The 19,976-nt window shown below is 62.6% G+C and carries 20 protein-coding genes; 13 read left to right on the top strand and 7 right to left on the bottom strand.

All coding sequences use genetic code 11. From position 1 onward, the window contains the following. Nucleotides 1-149: 149 nt before the first annotated feature. Nucleotides 150-947: an ion transporter gene (locus FF124_RS20435; RefSeq protein ID WP_138750330.1), complete on the bottom strand. Its 798-nt coding sequence runs from the start codon at nucleotides 945-947 to the stop codon at nucleotides 150-152. Nucleotides 948-1,146: 199 nt separating this feature from the next. Between FF124_RS20435 and FF124_RS20430 the strand changes: the two genes are divergently transcribed. Together FF124_RS20430 and FF124_RS20425 are read left to right on the top strand one after the other, a co-directional pair. Further along, nucleotides 1,147-1,962 (top strand): MBL fold metallo-hydrolase, encoded by an 816-nt coding sequence (locus FF124_RS20430; RefSeq protein ID WP_425462557.1) that lies wholly within the window; start codon nucleotides 1,147-1,149, stop codon nucleotides 1,960-1,962. A gap of 117 nt (nucleotides 1,963-2,079) precedes the next feature. After that, a complete protein-coding gene (locus FF124_RS20425; protein WP_138750328.1) occupies nucleotides 2,080-2,826 on the top strand; it encodes a YebC/PmpR family DNA-binding transcriptional regulator in 747 nt (248 codons plus the stop codon). A gap of 284 nt (nucleotides 2,827-3,110) precedes the next feature. Here FF124_RS20425 and FF124_RS20420 read toward each other — a convergent pair whose 3' ends face one another. The 3 genes from FF124_RS20420 to FF124_RS20410 all read right to left on the bottom strand — a co-directional run bounded on the left by FF124_RS20420 (nucleotide 3,111) and on the right by FF124_RS20410 (nucleotide 6,550). Then, the gene (locus tag FF124_RS20420; protein WP_138750327.1) at nucleotides 3,111-4,115 is read right to left on the bottom strand and encodes an LLM class flavin-dependent oxidoreductase; all 1,005 of its coding nucleotides are present in this window, start codon (nucleotides 4,113-4,115) and stop codon (nucleotides 3,111-3,113) included. Between the two features lie 549 nt (nucleotides 4,116-4,664). Beyond that, entirely contained in the window at nucleotides 4,665-6,104 is a 1,440-nt protein-coding gene (pyk, locus tag FF124_RS20415; RefSeq protein WP_138750326.1) for a pyruvate kinase, read from the bottom strand. After that, nucleotides 6,104-6,550, bottom strand: coding sequence for a DUF1036 domain-containing protein (locus FF124_RS20410; RefSeq protein WP_246072607.1), 447 nt, complete (start codon nucleotides 6,548-6,550; stop codon nucleotides 6,104-6,106). Before FF124_RS20410 ends, pyk begins: the two co-directional genes overlap by 1 nt. A gap of 223 nt (nucleotides 6,551-6,773) precedes the next feature. Between FF124_RS20410 and FF124_RS20405 the strand changes: the two genes are divergently transcribed. From FF124_RS20405 to FF124_RS20395, 3 genes are all read left to right on the top strand, one after another. Further along, on the top strand, nucleotides 6,774-7,553 hold the full coding sequence (locus tag FF124_RS20405) for an N-formylglutamate amidohydrolase (protein WP_138750325.1): 780 nt from the start codon (nucleotides 6,774-6,776) through the stop codon (nucleotides 7,551-7,553). 22 nt (nucleotides 7,554-7,575) lie between these two features. Further along, nucleotides 7,576-7,881 carry a DUF1244 domain-containing protein gene (locus tag FF124_RS20400; RefSeq protein WP_138750324.1) on the top strand — a complete coding sequence of 102 codons (306 nt, stop codon included), beginning with the start codon at nucleotides 7,576-7,578 and terminating at the stop codon, nucleotides 7,879-7,881. Between the two features lie 104 nt (nucleotides 7,882-7,985). Then, a complete protein-coding gene (locus FF124_RS20395) occupies nucleotides 7,986-8,252 on the top strand; it encodes a DUF2312 domain-containing protein (protein WP_024706522.1) in 267 nt (88 codons plus the stop codon). Nucleotides 8,253-8,302: 50 nt separating this feature from the next. On the opposite strand, the gene FF124_RS20390 is transcribed toward FF124_RS20395, so the two are convergent. Then, a complete protein-coding gene (locus tag FF124_RS20390; protein WP_138750323.1) occupies nucleotides 8,303-9,061 on the bottom strand; it encodes a sulfite exporter TauE/SafE family protein in 759 nt (252 codons plus the stop codon). A gap of 98 nt (nucleotides 9,062-9,159) precedes the next feature. Here FF124_RS20390 and FF124_RS20385 point away from each other — a divergent pair, with 98 nt between their 5' ends. The 7 genes from FF124_RS20385 to FF124_RS20355 all read left to right on the top strand — a co-directional run bounded on the left by FF124_RS20385 (nucleotide 9,160) and on the right by FF124_RS20355 (nucleotide 16,389). Beyond that, nucleotides 9,160-9,813, top strand: a complete 654-nt coding sequence (locus FF124_RS20385; RefSeq protein WP_138750322.1) for a thiamine phosphate synthase — start codon at nucleotides 9,160-9,162, stop codon at nucleotides 9,811-9,813. 7 nt (nucleotides 9,814-9,820) lie between these two features. Next, nucleotides 9,821-10,918: a tetratricopeptide repeat protein gene (locus tag FF124_RS20380; RefSeq protein ID WP_187327026.1), complete on the top strand. Its 1,098-nt coding sequence runs from the start codon at nucleotides 9,821-9,823 to the stop codon at nucleotides 10,916-10,918. Nucleotides 10,919-11,078: 160 nt separating this feature from the next. Then, nucleotides 11,079-12,173 carry a GGDEF domain-containing protein gene (locus FF124_RS20375; protein WP_342777079.1) on the top strand — a complete coding sequence of 365 codons (1,095 nt, stop codon included), beginning with the start codon at nucleotides 11,079-11,081 and terminating at the stop codon, nucleotides 12,171-12,173. A gap of 104 nt (nucleotides 12,174-12,277) precedes the next feature. Continuing rightward, nucleotides 12,278-13,075 carry an inositol monophosphatase family protein gene (locus tag FF124_RS20370; RefSeq protein ID WP_138750319.1) on the top strand — a complete coding sequence of 266 codons (798 nt, stop codon included), beginning with the start codon at nucleotides 12,278-12,280 and terminating at the stop codon, nucleotides 13,073-13,075. Nucleotides 13,076-13,241: 166 nt separating this feature from the next. Further along, a complete protein-coding gene (locus tag FF124_RS20365) occupies nucleotides 13,242-14,270 on the top strand; it encodes a flagellar motor protein MotA (RefSeq protein WP_138750318.1) in 1,029 nt (342 codons plus the stop codon). 2 nt (nucleotides 14,271-14,272) lie between these two features. Continuing rightward, nucleotides 14,273-15,304, top strand: a complete 1,032-nt coding sequence (locus tag FF124_RS20360) for a peptidoglycan -binding protein (RefSeq protein ID WP_138750317.1) — start codon at nucleotides 14,273-14,275, stop codon at nucleotides 15,302-15,304. Nucleotides 15,305-15,501: 197 nt separating this feature from the next. Further along, nucleotides 15,502-16,389 (top strand): DMT family transporter, encoded by an 888-nt coding sequence (locus tag FF124_RS20355; protein ID WP_138750316.1) that lies wholly within the window; start codon nucleotides 15,502-15,504, stop codon nucleotides 16,387-16,389. A 4-nt stretch (nucleotides 16,390-16,393) separates the two neighbouring features. On the opposite strand, the gene FF124_RS20350 is transcribed toward FF124_RS20355, so the two are convergent. After that, on the bottom strand, nucleotides 16,394-18,181 hold the full coding sequence (locus tag FF124_RS20350; protein WP_138750315.1) for an ABC transporter transmembrane domain-containing protein: 1,788 nt from the start codon (nucleotides 18,179-18,181) through the stop codon (nucleotides 16,394-16,396). 196 nt (nucleotides 18,182-18,377) lie between these two features. On the opposite strand from FF124_RS20350, the gene rpmE reads away from it, so the two are divergent. Continuing rightward, on the top strand, nucleotides 18,378-18,599 hold the full coding sequence (gene rpmE / locus FF124_RS20345; RefSeq protein WP_018066325.1) for a 50S ribosomal protein L31: 222 nt from the start codon (nucleotides 18,378-18,380) through the stop codon (nucleotides 18,597-18,599). A 372-nt stretch (nucleotides 18,600-18,971) separates the two neighbouring features. On the opposite strand, the gene gap is transcribed toward rpmE, so the two are convergent. After that, nucleotides 18,972-19,973: a type I glyceraldehyde-3-phosphate dehydrogenase gene (gene gap, locus FF124_RS20340; protein ID WP_138750314.1), complete on the bottom strand. Its 1,002-nt coding sequence runs from the start codon at nucleotides 19,971-19,973 to the stop codon at nucleotides 18,972-18,974. Between the last annotated feature and the right edge of the window lie 3 nt (nucleotides 19,974-19,976).

Here is a 19,976-nt window from a genome sequence, read left to right as displayed (position 1 = left end):
TAGGAAAGCTCAAGCGCTTCAAACGGGTGGCTCTGCGCTGCGAGAAAACCAAACGCAACTTTTCAGCCATCGTGTCAATCGCTGCAGCATTCAACCTCATCAAATCCGTCCACACAGCCTAGTGAACGTTTGAGTTTGTTCTCCAAACTCTACCGGGTCCTTTCGACCTTCAGCGCCGCCACCTCCTGCCGTAGTGCCTTCAACTCCGACAAGATCATCTGCATTTCCGGTTCGCGGGCCTGGCGGTTTTCTTCCAGCAGTTCCTGTTCGTGTTCCTTCTGCATGGCCGAGACGATGATGCCGATGAAGAGGTTGAGCACGGTGAAGGCGGTGGAGAGGATGAAGGGCACGAAGAAAAGCCAGGCATTGGGATAGACCTCCATGACCGGGCGGACGATGCCCATCGACCAGCTTTCCAGCGTCATGATCTGGAACAGCGAATAGATCGTGGCGCCGAGCGAGCCGAACCATTCGGGAAAGGTCTCGCCGTAAAGCTTCGTGGCGATCACGGCGAAGATGTAGAAGACCAGCGCCATCAGGACGATGATCGAACCCATGCCGGGAAGGGCGGCCACCAGACCGCCGATCACGCGCCTCAGCGACGGGATCATCGACAGAAGGCGCAGTGCACGCAGGATGCGCAGCGCGCGCAGCACCTGGAGGGGGCCGCTTGCGGGCAGGAGGCTGATGACCACGATGGTGAAATCGAACAGGCTCCACGGATCACGGAAGAAGCGCAAGCGGTGGGCATAAAGCCGCAAAGCGATTTCGATGACGAAGATGATCAGGACGAGGCGGTCGAAAAACCTGAGCACCGGCCCGGCGAAGCTCTGCATCACCGTATCGGAGGTCTCGAAACCCAGCGTGATTGCGTTGATGATGATGACTGTCAGGATAAAGGCTTCCCAGTTACGGGAGGTTGTCAAAGCCAGCACCTTTTCACGCATGATTTTTCGATCTCCGATTGTCTTGCCCTCGGCGATCGAGATGGGGGAAGACTTGCGGCAAAGCAAGGCTCACCCGGGCCCTGCGCGCTCGGCCTTGCGCCGACCGCCATCACGAATGTGTGAACGTCATTGCGCAGGGCTTACGTGGACCTTTCCGCCATTCTCCCGCACACTGCTGCCATCCTCAAAACAAGGGGGAATGGCAGTGCTTCGTCAATTTGCGATGCTCGTTCCTGCAGTTATGGCGCTCTGGGCAGCGAGCGCGGCCGCGCAATCGCGCCCGCCGGTCAGTCAGTGCCAGGCGATTGCCGAGCGCCTGCCGGATGTGAAATTCGCAAGCTTCATGCCTGTTGCCTATGAGGCGCCGGAGGTGACGATCACCTTCATCGGCCATTCCACCTATCTGATCGAAACGCCTGAAGGCGTGCGGATCGCGACCGATTATTCCGGCTTTCTGCTGCCCGGTGGTCCGCCGGATGTGGCGACGATGAACAAGGCGCATGAGAGCCATTTCACGCTGAGCCCCGATCCCGGCATCGGCATGGTGCTGCACGGCTGGGGCGACGTGCCCGGCGAGGCGGCCGATCACGATCTTGTCGTCGGCGATACCTATATTCGCAACGTCACCACCGATATCCGCGCCTGGGGCAGTTTCGAGGAAGACGGCAATTCCATCTTCATCTTCGAGGTGGCGGGCCTGTGCATCGGGCACCTTGGCCATTTGCATCATGAACTGACCGACAGCCATATCATGGAGATCGGCCGGCTCGATGTGGTCATGGTGCCCGTGGACGGCGGGCTCACGCTCGGGGCTGAAAGCATGCGCAATGTCATCGAGCGGCTTTATTCCTCGATCGTTCTGCCGATGCACCGCACGGGGCCGCGCGTCAGGAGCTTCGCCGAGATGATGGGCGAGGGCTTCGAGGTGGTCTATTCCGACAGCCGCTCGCTGACGGTCTCGCTCAGGACGCTCTCCAGCCCGCCGAAGATCATCCTTCTGGAAGGCGTGTGGTAGGTAGCGCAACCCGCGCCTCTCTTCGTCCCGCAGGCGCGCTTGGGCTTGAACCAAAACCGCTGCGCCCTTATAAGGCGCCCATTCTATCGTTTATAAGATAAAGACAGGGCGGAGCTCATGGCGGGCCATTCACAGTTCAAAAACATCATGCATCGCAAGGGCCGGCAGGATGCGGTGCGTTCGAAAATGTTCTCCAAGCTGGCGCGCGAAATCACCGTCGCCGCCAAGATGGGCGCGCCCGATCCGGACATGAACCCGCGTCTTCGGCTGGCGATCCAGAACGCCAAGGCGCAGTCCATGCCGAAGGACAATATCGAACGCGCGATCAAGAAGGCCGCCGGCGGCGATGCGGAGAACTATGACGAAGTGCGCTACGAGGGCTATGGCCCCGGCGGCGTCGCCGTGATCGTCGAGGCGCTTTCGGATAACCGCAACCGCACCGCCTCCAATGTCCGCTCGATCTTCACCAAGGCCGGCGGCGCGCTCGGCGAAACCGGCTCGGTCGCCTTCTCCTTCGACCATGTCGGCGAGATCGTCTACAAGAGCGAAGCCGGCGATGCGGATGCCATGATGGAAGCCGCGATCGAGGCCGGCGCCGAAGACGTCGTGTCCGATGAGGACGGCCACACGATCTATTGCGCTTTCGAGGACATCAACGAGGTCTCCTCCGCACTTCAGGAAACGCTGGGCGAGGCCGACAGCGTGAAAGCCATCTGGAAGCCGCAGAACACCATTCCGGTGGACGAAGAGCGCGCCACGTCGCTGATGCGCCTGATCGAGAACCTCGAAGACGATGACGACGTCCAGAACGTCTATTCGAATTTCGAGGTCGATGACGAAGTCATGGCCAAGCTTTCGGCCTGAGTTTTCGAGACTGAATTTGCAGAAAGCCGCCGGGTCAAGGTCCGGCGGCTTTTTGTGTTGAAATAGTTTGGTTCCCCCCTCATCCGTCATGCCGGCCTTGAGCCGGCATCCAGATCCAAACAGCGAGAGCCGTCGCGATTAAGGCACTGTTAAGAAGGGTGTTTTTGTGGCCCTGGACCCCGGCTCAGGGCCGGGGTGACGGAGAATGGGAGCAGGTTCTCTGGTTCTGCAACAGGCTTTCTCAGCAGTCTGTAGCCGCCGGGACAAGCGCCGGCTGCTTTTTTTCAGGCCGCAGCCTTTGCCAGGCTCTCCCGCAGCTCACCGAACATCGCCACCGATTTCAGTCGCGCGTCGACCGAATGCACCGGCACGGAGATGATCACCTCGTCTGCTTTCGTGTCGGCGATGAAGCCTTGCATCTTCGCCTTCGCCTTTTCCGGCCCGCCGACGACGGCGAACTGGAAGGTGTGCTCGATCGAGAATTTCTCCATTTCGGTCCACAGGCCATCCATGCTTTTCACCGGGCGCGGGGTCTTGCCGCGCGCATTCCTGCGCAGCGCGACGAAGCTCTGCAGGGCGGAGGTGAAGTGGTAGTCGGCCTCCTCATCCGTATCGGCCATCGCCCCCATCACGCCGACGATCACGTATGGTTTGTCGAGCTGGGCCGAGGGCTTGAAGTTGGAGCGGTAGATGTGCAGCGCATCGAACAGCATATCGGGCGCGAAATGCGAGGCGAAGGCATAAGGCAGGCCAAGGGCGGCCGCCAGATGCGCGCTGTAGGTCGAGGAGCCGAGAATATAGATCGGCGCCTTGGCGCCAGCGCCGGGATTGGCGATCAGCCGCTGGCCCTCTTGCGGATCGTCCATCAGCTGTTGCAGCTCGACGATATCGTTTGGAAAGGTCTGGGCGCCGGCCTCCAGATTGCGGCGCAGGGCGCGGGCGGTGTTCATGTCCGTGCCCGGCGCGCGGCCAAGGCCGAGATCGATGCGGCCCGGATAGAGCGCTTCCAGCGTGCCGAATTGTTCGGCGATCACCAGCGGCGAATGATTGGGCAGCATGATGCCGCCGGAGCCGACGCGCAGCGTTTCGGTTGCCCGCGCCGCCTCGGAGATGACCAGAGAGGTCGCGGCACTTGCGATGCCGGTCATGCCGTGGTGCTCGGCAAGCCAGAAACGGGTGAAGCCGGAAGCCTCGGCCTGTCGCGCCATCTGCCGTGTGGCATCGAGCGCTTCTGAAACCGTGCCGCCTTCAACGACGGGGCAGAGATCGAGTATGGAAAATGCAGTCATCGGACAATCCTGTTCCGGAAGATGAGCGTTGTCCCACACTTAGGAATTAATCATCTGATTTGCAAAGCTCGGCTGAAGGATCGGTTCTGCAATGAAGCACCGGGAGGGAGCTTGCGGGAAGTTCAGGCATCCTGGCGCATGTCTCTCGGCGCTGAAAAGCCCGAAACAAACAGAAGGCGCTTGCCTTCCCGCTGTCCGTCACCCCGGACTTGATCCGGGGGGCCAGGGCCACTGGTCTCCGGTTTAAAATCACGAGACGCTGAAAAGCGTTGAAATCGCTGAATATTGTATCTTACCCGGATTTCAGGACATCGCTTTTCTCACCGAGCCGTTGGTTGAACAAGCCCCTCCTTATTCATACCGGGACAAGCCCGAGCATGACGCAGGTGGAGGGCGGAAACCGAAAAGAAAACCCGACTGATGGCTAAACCGGGCACCAATGGCTCAGGGCCGGCATGACGGAAGCGCTGGTGTGGGCCTTGGCCAAAAGCTGAAGGCCGGGCGCTCGCACACCCGGCCTTCCTCATTGCTCAGCCTATTGGCGCAAGATCAGACGCCGGAGCGTCCGTCCATGCCGATATAGGCGATGCGCAGCATGTTGGTGGCGCCGGGGGTGCCGAGCGGCACGCCGGCGGAGATGATGATCCGGTCGCCGGGCTTGCCGATGCCCTCGTCAACCACGATGCGGCAGGCGCCATCGACCATGGTGTCGAGATCGGTCGGCTCGTCGGCGACGACGCAATGCAGGCCCCAGACAACCGACAGGCGGCGCGCGGTCTTGACCACCGGCGACAGCGCAATGATCGGCACGTTCGGCCGCTCGCGCGCGGCGCGCAGGCCGGTTGTGCCCGACGCCGTGTAGCAGACCATCGCCGTCAGCTTCAGCGTCTCGGCAATCTCGCGCGAGGCGAGCGAGATGGCATCGGCGCCGGTGGCTTCCGGCTGCGGACGCTGGGCGTAGAGGATCTGCGGGTAAAGCTGCTCGCGCTCGATGGTGCGGGCCACGGAGGCCATGGTGGACACGGCTTCGACCGGATACTGGCCGGCAGCCGATTCAGCCGACAGCATGACGGCGTCCGCGCCTTCGAAAACGGCGGTGGCGACGTCGGAGACTTCGGCGCGGGTCGGAACCGGCGAAGTGATCATCGATTCCAGCATCTGGGTGGCGACAACCACCGGCTTGCCGGCGGAGCGGCAGAGGCGGATGAGCTTTTTCTGCAGGCCGGGCACGGTCTCCAGCGGCATCTCCACGCCGAGGTCGCCGCGCGCCACCATCAGCGCGTCGCTCATTTCGATGATTTCTTCGATCCGCTCAATGGCCTGCGGCTTTTCGATCTTGGACATCAGGCCAACCTGACCGCGGGCGATCTTGCGCACTTCTGCAAGGTCGTCGGGACGCTGCACGAAGGAGAGCGCCACCCAGTCGGCGTCACCGGTTTCCAGAACGGCGTCAAGGTCGGCGCGGTCCTTGTCGGTCAGGGCGCCGACGCCCAGAAGCGTATCGGGAAGGGAAACGCCCTTGCGGTCGGAAATCGTGGTGCCGGCGATCACCGTGCACTCGATGCTCTTGCCGTCGCATTTTTCGGCGCGCAGCTGCAGCTTGCCGTCGTCGATCAGCAGGCGATGGCCGGGCTCGACGGACTGGAGGATTTCCGGATGGGGCAGGAAGACGCGCTTCTCGTTGCCGGGCTCATCCTTGTCATCAAGCGTGAAAGTCTGGCCGATCTCGAGCTCGACCTTGCCGTCAAGGAACTTGCCGACGCGCAGCTTCGGGCCCTGCAGGTCGCAGAGAATGCCGATCGGACGGCCGATGCGGGCTTCGACATTGCGGATACGCTTGATCAGCGTGCGCATCAGGTCATGGCTGGCATGGCTCATATTGATGCGGAAGAGATCTGCTCCTGCTTCGTGGAGTTTCTGGATCTGCTCTTCTTCAGACGAGGCGGGGCCGAGCGTGGCGAGGATCTTGACTTTTCTGTTTCGTCTCATCAGTTCTGACTTTCTTGGGTGCTGGGCCTTGAGGAAAGCTGAACGGTCCAGCTCTCCTCCCGCCCTGTGTCATATTCGCTAAATCCCATCTGCTGATAACCGCGCGTGAAACAGTCCTGGACTCCGGTAATCTCGAACTCCTCTTCTGCGACACACATGTTGGTATAGCCGGTCCAACGTCCGCTGCCGGACGCGTCCTCGGCGTAGAGATAGTAATAGCGCGATTGCAAGGGGCCGGGCACGACGGTTGCACAGGTGGTGGCCGGGAGTTGCCACCATCCCTCCGAAATCCATCCTTCCTCCCCGCGATAGCCGACTGCAACGCCCACGAGATTGGCGGTGTCGTTGCAGACCCTGAACTCGGCATGGGCCTGGTTGCTCGGCCAGAGCGTTGCCAGGAAAAGTCCGCCGAAAAAGAGGCCAAGGAGGTATAAAGGCCGCGTCATGCTCTTGGGTGCATGGAGTGCGGCGCCGAAGTTGAGATGATTCGGTTTCAGTCGCATGTGCCAGATCTCGTTTTGCGTCACCGTGCGGAAGGCGCATTCAATCGATTTGCAGCCCTTATCATAAAGCCCCGCAGCAAGCGAGGCAAATGGCGCGGTTGCGGCTTGCCGATATGCCGACTCTATGCCATCACCCGCATTATTGTTAATTCTGCAGCGGATATCCATGCCGAAGATCAACGCCTGTGAGAGAATAGCCGGAAAATATGACACCGGTTTGGTCCTTCTGGCCGATCATGCCAGGGCGGACGTTCCCGAAGACTATGCCGATCTTGGCCTTGACCGCAGCGTTTTCAGCCGCCACGTGGCCTATGATATCGGTATCGAGGCGTTGACGCGCGCCCTTGCGGCGCGGCTTTCGGCTCCGGCTGTCCTGTCGACATTTTCCCGCCTGTTGATCGACCCCAATCGCGGCGAGGACGATCCGACGCTGATCATGAAGATCTCGGACGGGGCGATCATTCCCGCCAATCATCCGCTTGAACGGGAAGAACGGGAAAAGCGGCTCGCGCTTTTCCATCGCCCTTATCACCAAGCCGTGGACCAGATGATCGACGAGGCCGAGACGGCGACAGGCAGGCCGCCATTGGTGATCTCGCTTCATTCCTTCACGCCGTTCTGGAAGCAAACGGCAAGACCGTGGCATGCGGGCGTGCTCTGGGATGGCGACCCGCGCGCCGTCCGTCCGCTGTTGGTTGCGCTTGAGGCGATCGACGGCGTGACCGTCGGCGACAATGAGCCCTATGATGGCGCCCTGAAGGGCGATACGATGAACCGGCACTGCATGACAACGGGCATCGCCCATGCCCTGATCGAGATCCGCCAGGACCTGATCGCCGACGATGCAGGCGTGGCTTTGTGGGCCGACCGTCTCGCGCCCATTCTGGCCAACCTTGCACAAGACGAGACACTGCATGCGCGCCGGCGTTTCCCCTCGCGCGCCTGACACCGAAGAAAGGGAGGCCTGCATGACCGGACTGAGCGAAGAACAGCAACGCGATCTCGAGGCCGCGGCCTTCCGCCGGCTCCTCGCCCATCTCAGGGAACGCTCCGACGTGCAGAACATCGATCTGATGAACCTTGCCGGTTTTTGCCGCAATTGCCTGTCCAACTGGTATCGCGAGGCGGCGGAAGCGCAGGGTCTCGAACTCGCCAAGGAAGAGGCCCGCGAGATCATCTACGGGATGCCCTATGAGGCGTGGAAGGCTCTGAACCAGCGCGCGGCAAGCGACGAGCAGAAGGCGGCGTTCGAAAGCAACAGGCCAAAGGAATGAGCGCCGGCGGCGAAGAACGAACTTGACCTTGCCGGCGGTTTTCGGCAGGCAGGTGCCCACGCATTTTTCAGCGACAGAATTTTCAGCGGCACAAGGAGTTGACCATGGCCGACGACGCACACGGCATTGCGCGCGATCAGCTGCGCTCGATCATCGAACGTATCGAACGTCTCGAGGAAGAAAAGAAGACGATCGCCGACGATATCAAGGATGTTTACGCCGAGGCCAAGGGAACGGGCTTCGATACCAAGGCGCTGCGCAAGATCATTGCGCTCAGGAAGAAGGACGAGCAGGAGCGCATGGAAGAAGAAGCCGTGCTCGATACCTACATGATCGCGCTCGGCATGATTCGCGCGCCCGAGGACGAATAGTCCGCAGCCGCGAAGACGCGGCCGCTCTGCTTGCGGCCGCCTCTATCGTCTCAGAACCCGTCGAGCACGAGCTTGAGACCCGCGAGAAAGGCCATGGCGTACATGAAGGGGTAGAACACCTCCATGCGCATGCGCTTGACCACCATGGCTCCGGCGATGGTGGCGATGACGGCGAAGGGCAGGAGGCTCGCCGATGCCGCAAGGTTCGGCGCGCCGAGCTCGCCCAGCGCATAATAGGGGCCGAGCTTGATCACGTTGACGATGGCGAAGAAGCGGACGCTGGCGCCGGTATAGGATTTCGGATCAAGCTTCAGCGGAAGCGTGTAGATCTGATAGGGTGGCCCGCCCGAATGCGAGATGAAGCTGGTATAGCCGGCGATGGCGCCCCAGAAAGTGGCCGCGACCGGCCTCTGGCCTTTCGCCGGCTTCTCGATCTTCTCGCCGGGCTTCCAGCGGTCGTAGAAATATTTGCCGGCGAAGACGACGGTGGCAAGCCCGACCAACATGCGGGTCAGTTCGAAGGGGACGGCCGAAAACGTATACCAACCGAGCGCCGTGCCGATGATTGCGCCGGGAAGCAGCGCCTTAAGGGTCGGCCAGTGTCCGTGATGCCGCCATGTCCACAGCGCGACCGCATCCATGACGATCAGGATCGGCAGCATGATGGCCGCTGCCGTCGCCGGCTCGACGACGAAGGTCAGGATCGGTACGCCGAGCAGCGCCAGCGCGCCGCCCATGCCGCCTTTCGTCAGGCCGACGAGAAGAACGGCGGGGATCGCCGCCGCATAAAAAATCGGATCGGGAAGCATGAAATCAAAGCACCTGTTGAAACTCCGCTCTAACGGATTTATCCGGAAATAGCGAGAGGGGCGCACCGCCTCCGACGCGCGGGAAGGGATTGAGGAATATGGATACGGAACAGGATCGTTGCCGGCTGGTGCTGATCGCGCCGGAGATCGCCGACATGAAATTGCAGGAGAAAGCCATCGCCGATGCGCTGCGCGGCGGGGATGTGGCCTCGGTCATTCTCCCGCAATATGGCGAGGCGGTGGAAGCTTTCCAGAAGCGCGCCGAACTGATCGTGCCGATGATCCAGAACTACGAGGCCGCCGCCATCATCGCCGGCGATACGCGCGTGGCCGGGCGGGTCAAGGCTGACGGCGTTCATATCGAGGGCGGAACCGGCGTCCTTGCCGACGCCATGGATCGCTTCTCGCCGCGCATGATCGTCGGCGGCAGCGGACCCAAGGACCGCCACCATGCGCTCGAGCTCGGCGAGTTGAACCCCGACTACGTGTTCTTCGGCAAGCTGGACGGCGACACTCATCCCCAGACGCACCCGAAGAATCTCGAGCTTGGCGAATGGTGGGCGTCCATGGTCGAAATCCCCTGTGTCGTCATGGCCGGCAGCGAGCCGGCAAGCGTGATCGAGGCCGCGCTCACATGGGCGGAATTCGTCGCCGTTGGCAAGGCCGTCTTTTCCGCGCCCGGCGGCCCGGCGGGCATGGTTGCCCAGATCAATGCCGCGCTCGACGAAAAAGCGCCACGGTTTGATTATTGAAGGGGTCATGACCGTCCGCTGCCGTACCCCTCTTGCCGCCCTGATCCTCGCGCTCGTGCTGCCAGGCACGGCGCTTGCGATTTCGGCGCGCGAATTCGCGACCGATGCGGATCTTGTCGCCGGCGCCGCGGGCAATCCCCGGCTCGGCGGAACGCTGCTGCCGCCCGGAATGGAGGCAGACAAGCCGGCAAACGCCTATAGTTTCGAATTTGCCCAGCTGACGCCGGCGATGGAAGGCGAGGCGCCCGCGCCGCCGCAGCCGCCCTATGACGGGCCGGTGGACGAGGCCTATGGAGCCTATCAGCGCGGGCTGTTCGATGCGGCCTATGAGGCGGCGATGGCGCGCGCCGGGCGGGGCGATCCGCGTGCCGAAACCCTGATTGCCGAACTCATCGAGCGCAAGCTGATCGCCGAAGGTCGCGCAGGCGAGCCCGGCGCGTGGTACCGCATGGCCGCGGAAAGCAAGGCCCCCTTCGCCGTCAATCGTTACGGCATGTATCTGCTGGGTTCGGACGACGAGGAAGAGCGTGGCAAGGGGCGGGACCTTGTTCGGCAGGCGGCGGAGGCGGGCGATCCGCTTGCCGCTTTCAACCATGCGACCATCCTTGTGCAGGAAAATCCGGGGGCGGAGGGGCTTAAGCTTGCCTTGCCGTGGTTTGAGCAGGCGGCCGAGGCTGATGTGCCCGATGCGCAATATGCGCTTTCCCAAATTTACCGCGCGCTTGAAAACCTGCCTGCCGAAAAACGCGATCTCTGGCGCTACTGGCTGCGCCGCGCGGCCAACGGCGAACATGACACCGCCCAGCTCGAACTGGCGCTCGACCTGATCAACGGAACCGACATGCCGCGCAATATTGAAGAGGGCGCCGAATGGATGCACCGCGCGGCGCTCAACGGAAACCCCGCCGCCGCCAGCCGGCTTGCCTATCTCTATCTCAACGGCATCGGCACGCCCGTTGACGCGCAATCCGCTGCCGTCTTTTACCTGAGCGCCCGCAATGTCGGGCTCAGGGACGATGAGATGGAGAAGCTCCTGGCATCGCTTCCACCGGAGAGTCTTGAGCAGGCAATGCTCAGGTCTCGCGCCATTGCGCGGCGATACTAATCAGGGCGGAGATCGCACAATTCATTTTGTTTTATATATTAATTTCTTTGGTTAACGTGTACGTTATATCCAATCACGGGCATGGAATTTGAATATCCCGTTCCGATAGCGGGATTTGTGGGGGAATGACTGCTTGTTGCATCTTAGTTTTGTCGGGCAGATGATTGGCAGTCTCGGATTGGGCGCCTTGATTGTCATGGGGTATGGCATGGTGCTTCGCCATTTCCGCGGGAAATGGTACGAGGAATATGCTAGCGCTGTCGTTTTTGCCTGTGGCGCTCTGGCCGCGATGACAAACCCCATTGTGCTCGAGTCCGGCTATATTTTCGATGCGCGCGCCGTGTTCATCGCGCTTGCCGGTCCCTTTGCCGGCCCGGGCGGCACGATCCTGGTTGCGCTTTGCACCGCTTTGCCGCGGATCATGATCGGCGGTGACGGGATGATGGCAGGCGTCGCCGGCATCATCATTGCCGCCGCGGCCGGGATCGTCTTCACGTGGCTTTTTCCCAACAAGCGCACGCCGGGCGGGTTCCTGATCCTCGGCTGTCTTGCCGCGCTGATGGTGCTCTCCCTGTTCATGGTCGAGTTTCGCACCGCGCTAAACTTGATGGAAAGCATCGGCTTTACCCTGACCCTGGTGAATATTCTCGGCATCGTCCTTCTCGGCTCGGCGCTCGAGGCGACCAAGCGCAGCGCAGACTATCTGCGCGACGTGGAATTCAATGCCGAGCGCGACCCGCTGACCGGGCTTTACAACCGTCGGGCGCTTGAGCAGTTCGAAGGCAGTCTCGGCCAGTCGGTTGCGCCTGACAAGCGCTATGGCTGCGTCGTGTTGTTTGACATTGACCGGTTCAAATCGGTCAATGACCGCTATGGCCACGCGCGCGGCGACGAAGTGCTGCAGCGGGTAGCGACGACGGTGACGAGCCGAATGCGCCGTTCCGATCTCGTGGTCCGCTTCGGCGGAGAGGAGATCGCCGTGGTCCTGCTCTCGACCTCCGTCGATGATGCCTACCGCATAGCCGAACACATCCGGGCACTTGTCGAGAAGCTGGTTTTCAGCCATGAGGGCGAGACGTTCACGGTGACCGTCAGTGCCGGGATCGCCGCCTTCACGGTGGGCGAGACGCCGCTGGAAGAGGCGTTCGACTATGCCGACCGCGCGCTCTACCGGGCCAAGAATGCGGGCCGAAACCGCACCGAAATACTGTCCGTACCCGTTCCCGGCCGGGCTCCCGTGCGGGCAAATGCCTGACAGGCCTTGAATTCCGCACCGTTCTGTGATCATGAACCCGCCAACAGCCTGTTTGCCGGCAGCAGGCGATCCCGCGCCGGCGCAATAACCGAGGATTTCTGGTCATGGCCCGTTCAGCCCTTCTCAATGTCATGGTTCAGGCCGCGCTCAAAGCGGGCCGGTCTCTGACCCGCGATTTCGGCGAGGTGCAGAACCTTCAGGTCTCCATCAAGGGACCCGCCGATTTCGTCTCCCAAGCGGATGTCAAGGCCGAGAAGATCGTCCGGACAGAACTGATGCGCGCCCGCCCGACCTATGGCTTCCTTGGCGAGGAAGGGGGCGAGGAGACAGGGACCGACGGCCAGCACCGCTGGATCGTCGACCCGCTCGACGGCACCACCAACTTCCTGCACGGCATTCCCCAGTTCGCCGTCTCGATCGCGCTCGAGCGCTCCGGCGAAGTGGTCGCAGGCGTGATCTTCAACCCGATCCTTGACGAGCTTTATGTGGCCGAAAAGGGCGGCGGCGCGTTCTGTAATGACCGGCGCATCCGCGTCTCGGCCCGTCGTAACCTTGCCGATGCGGTGATCGGCTGCGGCGTTCCCCATCTCGGGCGCGGCCAGCACGGCAAGTTTCTGGTCGAGCTTCGCCATGTCATGGGCGAGGTTGCCGGCATTCGCCGTCTCGGCGCCGCCTCGCTTGACCTTGCCTATGTCGCGGCCGGCCGTCTCGACGGATACTGGGAAGAGGGACTTTCGGCCTGGGACATGGCCGCCGGCCTGATCCTGGTGCGCGAGGCGGGCGGCTTCGTCTCCGACGCCAAGGGCGGTCAGCAATGCCTTGAAACCGGCAGCGTCGTGGCCGGAAACGAGATGATCCGCATTGCACTCTACGACCAGTTGCAGCGTCGCCTCGAGAAATAGGCCGCGCCGCTTCCGGTGGAGCGAGCCCGGTTTTCGGCGCAACGCTCTTCAAATCGCCCGCATTTTCGAATAGAGCTTTGATACCGGTTCGAAGGCATGCTTCGGACCCGTTCGGCCGTGCAGCAAATTTCGGCCGGTGTCAGCTTTGAGCGGAGGACAGGACGAGATGTCGGATTTCGAACTCGAACAGGACGATCAGCGCCAGCCCCGCCCGCGCGGCTACGCCCAGAAGATGTCGAGCCCCATGACCTTCGTCTGGACCATGGTCATCTTCCTGATCCTGGTCGGTTTTCTCGTTGCCATCCTCTATCGCCAGGCGCACACTTATTTCATGACAAATCCGGGGCTGAACGGCCTCATTCTTGGCGTTCTGCTGATCGGCGTTCTGATGGTGTTCTCGCAGGTGCTGGCGCTCCGCCGTGAAGTCACCTGGCTCAATTCCTTCCGCGCTGCGGGAAGCGCTGACCGAGTCGGCCGCGATCCCAAATTGCTAGCGCCCATGCGCGCGCTCATCGGCAGCCGCCAGACGATGGCGCTGTCGACCTCGTCGCTGCGCTCCATCCTCGATTCCATCGCCACCCGGCTGGACGAGCAGCGCGATACCTCGCGCTATCTGGTCGGGCTTCTCGTCTTCCTCGGCCTGCTTGGAACCTTCTGGGGCCTGCTCGGGACGATCGGTTCCATTGGCGACATCATCCAGAGCCTCGATCCGAACTCCGGCGATTCCGGGGACGTGCTCGAAGCTCTGAAATCCGGTCTTTCCGGCCCGCTTTCGGGCATGGGCACGGCCTTTTCCTCCTCGCTGCTCGGTCTCTCCGGTTCGCTGGTGCTCGGTTTCCTTGACCTGCAGGCAGGCCGCGCCCAGAACCGTTTCTATATGGAACTGGAGAACTGGCTGTCGACCATGACCGACGTCACTTCGGATCTGGCGCCGGTGCTCGAGGGCGCCGCCAGTGGCTCGTCCGAGCAGTTCGAAGTTCTTGCTGAAGAATTGCGCCGCATTGCCGAGGCGAATGGCGCGGGCGCCAGCTCCGTCCCCGCCATGGCCCAGTTGGCCGAAGGCATCCAGGGCGTTGTCAAGAACATGCGCAACGAACAGCAGATGCTGCGTGACTGGATCGAGGCGCAGCACGAGGAATCCCAGGAGATGCGGCGCACGCTGCAGCGGCTCACCGACAAGCTTGGAGACCGGTAGCCATGGCGCTCGCCCGCAACCGCCGATCCAACCGCAGCGTCGATTACTGGCCTGGCTTCGTCGATGCGCTGTCGACGTTGCTTCTGGCGATCATGTTCCTGCTCACGGTCTTCGTCATCGGCCAGTTTATCCTGACCCGCGAGATCTCCGGCAAGGACGAGGTGCTGAACCGGTTGAACAGCCAGATCGCCGAACTGACGCAGCTTCTGGCGCTGGAGAAAAGCAACAACCAGGATGCCAGCGATACGATCGCCTCGCTGCAGGCATCGCTCGCCTCGGCTCAGGCCGAACGCTCGCGCCTTCAGTCGCTTCTGGATGAGGGCGCCGGCGTCAGCGATGCCGCCGACGCGCGCATTTCCTCGCTTTCCGAGGACCTTGAGGCCGAGCGGCAGCTGACGGCGAAGGCGCAAAGCCAGCTCGCGCTTCTCAACCAGCAGATTTCCGCGCTTCGCGCCCAGCTTGCCGCCGTCGAGGAGGCGCTGGAAATTTCCGAAGCCAAGGACGAGGCCTCGCAGGCGCGCATTGCCGATCTCGGCCGCCGCCTGAATACGGCGCTTGCGCAAAAGGTGCAGGAGCTCAACCGCTATCGCTCGGATTTCTTCGGCAGGCTGCGGCAGATCCTCTCCGACCGCGAGAATATCCGCGTCGTCGGCGACCGCTTCGTCTTTCAGTCGGAGGTGCTGTTTCCTTCCGGTTCCGACGAACTGAATGACGATGGCCGGGCCGAGCTTTCCAAGCTTGCAACGGCGTTGCTGGAGATCGCGCCGGAGATTCCGGAAGACATCAACTGGGTGCTGCGCGTCGATGGTCATACGGATGACGTGCCGATCCGGCCCGGCGGCCAGTTTGCCGATAACTGGGAGCTTTCCACCGCGCGCGCGAATTCGGTGGTTCGCTACCTGATCTCGCAGGGCGTGCCGGCGACGCGCCTCGTGGCGGCGGGCTTTGCCGAATATCAGCCGATCGCGCCGGGCGAAACGCCGGAAGCGCGCGCCCAGAACCGCCGCATCGAGTTCAAGCTGACCGAGCGCTGAGTCAGCCGCCGCGCCATTGGCGCGGCGGGCTTGCCTTCCGGCGCGCTCTTTCCTATCCTGTGCGCTCCGCAAGGGCGGCATGGCGCAACAGCGCCCAACCGCCGCGCTTTTTTAAAGCGCTGTTCTTCCTGACAAGCGGACGAGGGTTCCTCCAGGAAGCATCCCAAGACGAACAGATGCTTGTTCAGGAGTGAGAAATGACCTTCGTCCTGCCCGCACGGGCTGCGCGCTGGCGGCCCGATAGCCGCCTTGTCGCGATCTTTCTGATGATCGGCGGCGTTGCCGCCTTCACTTTTGTCGATACGCTGACCAAGATGCTCACGTCCCGCCATGAGCCGGTCATGCTGGTGTTCGTGCAGTCGGGCCTGGCGGCGGCGATGGTGCTGCCGATCGCGGCTTCCAAGGGCAGGGCGGGCTTTACCATCAAGTCGCCGCGCCTGCTGCTGATCCGCTCGGCGCTCGGCGTTCTGGTCAGCTTCCTGATCTTCACCTCGCTGTCGCTGCTGCCCTTCACCGTGGCCTCATCGTTGTTTCAGCTCGAAACCTTCTTCGTCATTCCGCTGGCGATCGTGCTTTTGAAGGAAAAGGCGGACTGGCGTCGCTGGCTTGCCGTGGCGCTCGGCCTTGCCGGTGCCTTCCTGATCCTGCGTCCGGGCAGCGAGGCCTTTCAGCTTGCCGGCCTTGTGGCGATTGCGGCGGCGATCGCGCTCGCGGCGAAGAACATCGTCCTCAAAATGCTGGCGATGAACGAGGCCTTCCTGCCGGCGCTTTTCTGGATGTATGCCTTGATGGCGGCGATCGCGGCCATCCCGGCGATGTTCTTCTGGTCGCCGATCGGACTTGGCGATCTGGGCCTGCTGCTCTTGTCGGCGCTACTGGTCAATACCAGCAACTACTGCATGCTGAGGGCCTTCTCCATGGCCGATGCGGTGGTGCTGACGCCCGCCCTGCACATGGCGCTGCCGCTGGCGGTGATGATGGGGCTGGTGGTCTTCGGCGAATGGCCGCAGCCGATCGTCTGGGCCGGCATCGCGCTGATCTTCGCCGCCACCTTCATGCCGACGGGGCGCAAGCCCAAGCCTTGATGGGTCAGGCGCTTTCCTCGGTGGAAAACTGCAGCCGCGCCAGACGGGCATAGAGCCCGTTTTCGGCAACGAGCGCCTCATGCGTGCCCTCCTCGACGATATGGCCCTCATCCATCACCAGGATGCGGTCGGCGGAAAGCACCGTCGCCAGGCGGTGGGCGATCACCAGTGTGGTGCGGCCCTGCATCAGCCCGCCAAGCGCCTGCTGCACCAGCGTCTCGCTTTCCGCGTCAAGCGCGGAGGTCGCCTCGTCCAGCAGCAGAACCGGCGCGTCGCGCAGCACGGCGCGGGCAATGGCGATGCGCTGGCGCTGGCCGCCGGAAAGAGTGATGCCGCGTTCGCCCGCCATGGTGTCGTAGCCATCCTCAAGCCTTTCGATGAAGCCGTCGGCCTGGGCGGCAATGGCGGCGGCACGGACCTCGTCGCGGGTCGCGTTCGGTGTGCCGAGCGCGATATTGTCGTGGATGCTGGCCGCGAAGATCGCGACATCCTGCGGTACGAGGGCGAAGCGGGCGCGCACGGCGTCGGGATCGGCCTTGCGCAGGTCGACGCCGTCCAGCCGGATTTCGCCCTCATCGGGGTCGTAGAAGCGCAGCAGAAGCGAAAACAACGTGCTCTTGCCCGCGCCTGAAGGGCCGACGACGGCGACTGTCTCGCCGGCCTTCACGGAAAGCGACAGGCCGTTGAGCGCGCCGGCCTTGGCGCCGCCGGTCGGATAGCGGAAGGAGACATCGTCCACGTCAAGCGCCCCGCGCGAGGGCAGGGGCAAGACGACGGGATTGGTCGGCGCCTTGATGGCGGAGGGTTCGATGAGAAGCTCGCTCAGGCGCTCGGCGGCGCCGGCGGCCAGCGACAGCTCGCCCCAGACTTCCGAAAGTTGCCCGAGAGCGCCAGCGGCGAGCACCGAATAGAGGAGAAACTGGCCAAGCGTGCCGCCGCTCATTGCGCCGGACAGCACGGATTGCGCGCCGAACCAGAGGATCGCCGTGATCGAGCAGAACACCATGGAGATCGCCACCGCCGTCAGTCCGGCACGCGCCTGCAGCGCCGCGCGCACGGCGGAGAAGGCATTCTCCACGCCGCGGCCATAACGTTCGGCGGCCATGCTTTCCGCGGTAAAGGCCTGCAGCGTGCGGGTTGCGCCGATCGCCTCGCCGGCAAAGGCGGTGGCGTCGGCAAGCTGGTCCTGGGCGGCGCGCGAGCGCGTGCGGACATTGCGGCCTGCGGCAATCAGCGGCAGGACCACCAGCGGGATCGCCACGATCACCAGCACGGAGAGGCGTGGTGAGGTATAGATCATCATCGCCAGTGCGCCGATCCCCATGATCAGGTTGCGCAACGCGATCGAGGCGCTCGCGCCGAAGGCCGACTTGATCTGTACCGTGTCGGCCGTCAGCCGGGATACGATCTCGCCGGACTGGTTGATGTCGAAGAAGGCGGGCGACAGCCGGATGACATGAGCGAAGACATCGCGCCTCAGATCGGTGACGACGCGTTCACCGAGGATCATCACGAAGAAATAGCGCAGCGCGCTGGACACGCCGAGCGCCAGCGCCATCAGTCCGAGCACCAGGAAATAATTGTTGATGAGCTGGGCGTCATCGGCCGAAAAGCCATGGTCGATCACTCGGCGCACGGCGATCGGCAGGGCGAGGGTGACCAAGGATGCCGTGAGGAGGAACACCAGCGCGCCGGCAACGAGGCCGCGATAGGCGGCAATATAGGGCAGGATCGCTGCCAGCGGCCGAAGCTCTTTGGCTCTGCCGCCGCTCGTCTTGGCATTAATGCTCACGGGAATTTCCTTCACTCTTGCGCCCGCCCGATATTGCGTCAGGCGGCTCTTGTTATTCGGCCCACGTTCCTGTATAGCGACCGCAACCTCATCGACAGCCGTGGGCTTTTTTAAGGTCGCACGGCTTTGTTTATTCAATAGGCCCGGCGGGCGCAATGGCAGCCGGCCTGGTAACGAACTTGCAGGAACGAGAGTTATGAAGGCTGATATTCATCCCGACTATCACATGATCAAGGTCGTCATGACGGACGGCACGGAATACGAGACCCGCTCCACCTGGGGCAAGGAAGGCGATGTGCTGAACCTCGACATCGACCCGACCTCGCACCCGGCATGGACCGGCGGTTCGCAGCAGCTGCTCGACCGCGGCGGTCGCGTCTCCAAGTTCAACAAGCGCTTCGGCGGCCTCGGCATCTGATTTCCGATCAGACCACGGAATTTTCGAGACCCGGTCCTTGTGGCCGGGTTTTTTTTTGGCGGACGCAGGCGCTCGCTCGGGTCGTGTGAGATAGGAAAGGCGTTCACCTCTCACTTCCGTCATACCGGCCCTGAGCCGGTATCCAGGGCCAGGGATCAAGGACTTTCGAGTTCAAGCTCTTGGGAAGAAAGCGTCTTGCGGCTCTGGACCCCGGCTCAAGGCCGGGGTGACGAAGAAGGGGTAGGTAAGTGCCTTCAGTCTTTGACGGACTTTGCCAAAAAAAGGCCCGCCGAACGGATCGGCGGGCCTTTTTGATGTCTGTGCCGCGCCCGCTGCCATGCAGCGGAAGACGGTGCGAGAAGCCTTGCAGGCTTAGAGAAGCTTGCCCATGACGACGGCGTTGTCGGCCATGCGGTTGGAGAAGCCCCATTCATTGTCGTACCAGGACAGGACCCGGACGAGCTTGCCTTCCAGAACCTTGGTCTGCTGGGCAGCGAAAATCGAGGAGGCCGGGTCGTGGTTGAAGTCGCGCGAGACGAGCGGCTCGTCGTTATATTCCAGGATGCCCTTCAGTTCGCCTTCGGCGGCAGCCTTGATCGCGGCATTGACCTCTTCGGCGGTAACATCCTTGGCCGGCACGAACTTCAGGTCGACGACCGAGACGTTCGGGGTCGGCACGCGGATGGCCGAACCGTCGAGCTTGCCGGCGAGTTCCGGAAGGACGAGGCCGACGGCCTTGGCGGCGCCGGTGGAGGTCGGGATCATGGAGAGCGCTGCCGCGCGGGCGCGGTAGAGGTCCTTGTGCATGGTGTCCAGCGTCGGCTGGTCACCCGTATAGGAGTGGATCGTGGTCATGTAACCGCGCTCGATGCCGAAGGCCTTGTTGAGCACATAGGCGACCGGCGCCAGGCAGTTGGTGGTGCACGAACCGTTGGAAACGATCATGTCGTCCTTGGTCAGCGTGTCGTGGTTCACGCCGTAGACGATGGTCTTGTCGGCGCCCTTGGAGGGTGCGGAAACCAGGACGCGCTTGGCGCCGGATGCCAGCAGCATCTCGGCCTTTTCCTTGGCGGTGAAGATGCCGGTGCATTCCAGCGCGATGTCGACGTCGCTCCAGGGCAGTTCCTTCGGGTCGCGGATCGCGGTGACGCGCATCGGGCCGAGGCCGGCGTCGATCGTGTCGCCGTCGACGGTAACATCATGCGGGAAGCGGCCGTGAACCGAATCGTATTTCAGCAGGTGGGCGTTGGTTTCAACCGGGCCCAGGTCGTTGATGGCGACGACTTCGATGTCCTTGCGGCCCGATTCGACGATGGCGCGCAGAACGTTGCGGCCGATGCGGCCGAAGCCGTTGATGGCAACTTTAACTGTCATGGT

The organism is Martelella lutilitoris (genome assembly GCF_005924265.1).
Classification (GTDB): domain Bacteria; phylum Pseudomonadota; class Alphaproteobacteria; order Rhizobiales; family Rhizobiaceae; genus Martelella; species Martelella lutilitoris.
This window is presented reverse-complemented; position numbering and strand designations above follow the sequence as displayed.